This is a genomic window from Streptomyces calidiresistens, from assembly GCF_014141525.1.
GTDB classification, from domain to species: domain Bacteria; phylum Actinomycetota; class Actinomycetes; order Streptomycetales; family Streptomycetaceae; genus Streptomyces; species Streptomyces calidiresistens.
This window is the reverse complement of the sequence record NZ_VKHS01000840.1, coordinates 1-2224: the sequence shown is the minus strand read 5'-3', so window position 1 is coordinate 2224 and position 2224 is coordinate 1. Positions and strand designations below refer to the sequence as shown.

Genomic DNA, 2224 nt, shown 5'->3' with positions numbered 1-2224 from the left:
GCGGGAGGGTGGTCGGAAAGCGGTCGGAAGGCGGTGGGGAACGGGCCGCGGTGCCGGGGTCGGGGGTGGCTCAGTGGCCGACCCGCCGGGCGGTGGCGAACCGCGGTCGGTTGTTCAGGTCCGGGTGGTCGGCGGCGTCCGCCCACCCCCGGTCCTCGGGGAACAGCCACGGCACCTGGCCGCCCTGGCTGTCGGCGTGCTCGACGACCACCACGCCGCCGGGCCGCAGCAGGCGGTGGGCGGCCCGTTCCAGCCCGCGGATGGTGTCCAGGCCGTCCTCGCCGGAGAACAGCGCCAGCTGGGGGTCGTGGTCCCGGGCCTCGGGCGCGACGTGCTCCCACTCGGTGAGCGGGATGTACGGCGGGTTGGAGATCACCAGGTCCACCCGGCCGTTCAGCTCCGGCAGGGCGGTGAGGGCGTTGCCGTGGTGGAGGGTCACCCGGCTCCCCTCGGGGATGGAGGCGATGTTGCGGCGGGCCCACTCCACCGCGCGTTCGTCCAGCTCCACCGCGTGCACCCGCGCCCGGGGCACCTCCTGGGCCAGGGCCAGGGCGATCGCCCCGGAGCCGGTGCACAGGTCGACCACCAGCGGCTCGGCGACGTCCATGGCGCGCACGGCGTCTATGGCCCACCCCACCACGGACTCGGTCTCCGGGCGGGGCACGAAGACGCCGGGACCCACCCGCAGCTCCAGGTAGCGGAACCAGGCCCGGCCGGTGATGTGCTGCAGGGGCTCGCGGGCCTCGCGGCGGGCGATCGCCTCCCAGTAGCGGGCGTCGAAGTCCGGGTCGGCGACCAGGTGCAGCCGGGCCCGGTCGGTCTCGTGGACGAAGGCGGCCAGTTCCTCGGCGTCGTGCCGCGGCGAGGGCACCCCGGCGTCCGCCAGCCGCTGGGTGGCCCGGGCCACCTCGGCCATCAGCACCGAGCGGGGCGCGCCGGCGGACGACCCGGTGGAGGGTCCCGCGGAACCGGTCGAAGGCGTCACGGGGCCCACCATACGTCCACCCCCGGCCGGGTCGGGCCCGGCCGACGCGTCCCGGCGCACCCCCGCGTCCGGCCCCCGATCGGCGGCGCTCATCGGGCCGCGGCGAGCCGGGCGGCGGAGTCCGCGTCGACGCACGCCTGGATGACCGGGTCCAGCTCGCCGTCCAGGACCTGGTCCAGGTTGTACGCCTTGAAGCCGACGCGGTGGTCGGAGATCCGGTTCTCCGGGAAGTTGTAGGTGCGCACCCGCTCGGAGCGGTCCACGGTGCGGACCTGGCTGCGGCGGGCGTCGGAGGCCTCGCGGTCGGCCTCCTCGCGGGCGGCGGCCAGCAGCCGGGCGCGCAGGATGCGCAGCGCCTGCTCCTTGTTCTGCAGCTGACTCTTCTCGTTCTGGCAGGAGACGACGATGCCGGTGGGCTGGTGGGTGATCCGCACCGCCGAGTCGGTGGTGTTGACCGACTGGCCGCCGGGGCCGGAGGAGCGGTAGACGTCGATCCGCAGGTCGTTCGGGTTGATCGCGACGTCCACCTCCTCTGCCTCGGGGAGGACGAGCACGCCGGCGGCGGAGGTGTGGATGCGGCCCTGGGACTCGGTGGCGGGGACCCGCTGGACGCGGTGGACGCCGCCCTCGTACTTCAGGCGGGCCCACACGCCCTGCCCCGGCTCGGTCGCGCCGCGCGCCTTGACCGCCACCTGCACGTCCTTGTACCCGCCCAGGTCGGAGGGGGTGGACTCGATGATCTCGGTGCGCCAGCCGTGGCGCTCGGCGTAGCGCAGGTACATCCGCAGCAGGTCGGCGGCGAACAGCGCGGACTCGTCGCCGCCCTCGCCGGCCTTGATCTCCAGGATGACGTCCTTGTCGTCCTCCGGGTCGCGGGGCACCAGCAGCAGGCGCAGGCGGTCGGTCAGCTCCTCGCGCCGGGCCTCCAGGGCCTTCACCTCGGAGAGGAAGTCGGGGTCCTCGGCGGCCAGCTCGCGGGCGGTGGCGACGTCCTCGCCGCAGGCGGTCCACTCCCGGTAGGCGGCCAGCACGGGCGTCAGCTCGGCGTAGCGCCGGTTGAGGGCCCGGGCCCGGGCGCGGTCGGCGTGGACGGAGGGGTCGGCGAGCTGTCGTTCGAGGTCGGCGTGTTCGCCGATGAGTTCCTCGACCGCCTCGAACATCGGTGGACTCCCGGTGGGGACGGCGGGCGGAGGCCCGGGAAGGGAACTGCGGGGGCTGCGGAGGGCTGCGGGGAGGGCC

2 protein-coding genes are annotated in these 2224 nt (G+C 75.2%); both read right to left on the bottom strand.

Going from position 1 to position 2224, the window contains the following annotated elements; all coding sequences use genetic code 11:
• Positions 1-70: 70 nt before the first annotated feature.
• Complete coding sequence (gene prmC, locus FOE67_RS23330) at positions 71-916, bottom strand: peptide chain release factor N(5)-glutamine methyltransferase (RefSeq protein ID WP_182666814.1); 846 nt, start codon at positions 914-916, stop codon at positions 71-73.
• A gap of 158 nt (positions 917-1074) precedes the next feature.
• A complete protein-coding gene (gene prfA / locus FOE67_RS23325) occupies positions 1075-2145 on the bottom strand; it encodes a peptide chain release factor 1 (RefSeq protein WP_182666813.1) in 1071 nt (356 codons plus the stop codon).
• Between the last annotated feature and the right edge of the window lie 79 nt (positions 2146-2224).